We start from the raw sequence: 764 nt of genomic DNA, 5'->3' as shown, positions 1-764 counted from the left end.
GATAAGCTCCAGCGCGTCCGGGTTTTTCTTCTGCGGCATCAGCGAAGAACCGGAGGTCACGCGGTCGGACAGCTCGACAAACGCCGCTTCACCGCTGTTGAAGAAGATCAGGTCTTCGGCGAAGCGCGACAGGTGCACCATGCTGATGGCGGCGTTGGACAGCAGCTCCAGCACGTGATCGCGATCGGATACGCTGTCCAGGCTGTTGCGGGTCGCCGAGGCGAAGCCCAGCCAGCCGGCCAGCTGCTCGCGATCGATAGGATAAGCGGTGCCGGCCAGCGCGCCGCTGCCCAGCGGGCTGACGTCCAGCCGTTTCAGGGTATCCTGCAGGCGGCTCTCATCGCGCGCCAGCATCTCGACATAGGCCAGGCACCAGTGCGCGAAAGTCACCGGCTGCGCGCGTTGCAGGTGGGTATACCCCGGCATCACCGCATCCTGGTTGGCTTCGGCGGTCTCCACCAGCGCCTGCTGCAGCTGGACGATCGCCTGATGCAGATCGCCGACTTGCTGTTTGCACCACAGCTTCAGATCGGTCGCGACCTGATCGTTGCGGCTGCGGCCGGTGTGCAGCTTCTTGCCCAAATCGCCGACCTTCTCGATCAGCTTCTGCTCCACCCAGCTGTGGATGTCTTCGGCATCGCTTTGGACGATCGCCAAAGGATCGGCCTGGACCTCCGTCAGTAGCGCATTCAGCGCCTGCTCCAGCTGCTGTTGCTCCGTTGCCGTCAACACGTTAACGGTCACCAGCGCCTTCGACCAGGCCA

At 63.6% G+C, this 764-nt stretch carries 1 protein-coding gene; it reads right to left on the bottom strand.

Annotation, left to right across the window (positions count from 1 at the left end):
• Positions 1 to 764, bottom strand: a 764-nt coding sequence (argH, locus tag BJP35_RS23790) for an argininosuccinate lyase (RefSeq protein WP_086463602.1), incomplete at both ends; no start/stop codon positions are given.

Source organism: Enterobacter sp. J49, from assembly GCF_002148625.1.
In the GTDB taxonomy this organism is placed as follows: domain Bacteria; phylum Pseudomonadota; class Gammaproteobacteria; order Enterobacterales; family Enterobacteriaceae; genus Enterobacter; species Enterobacter ludwigii.
The sequence above is the reverse complement of the archived record's forward strand: the minus strand, read 5'-3'. Positions and strand labels throughout refer to the sequence as shown.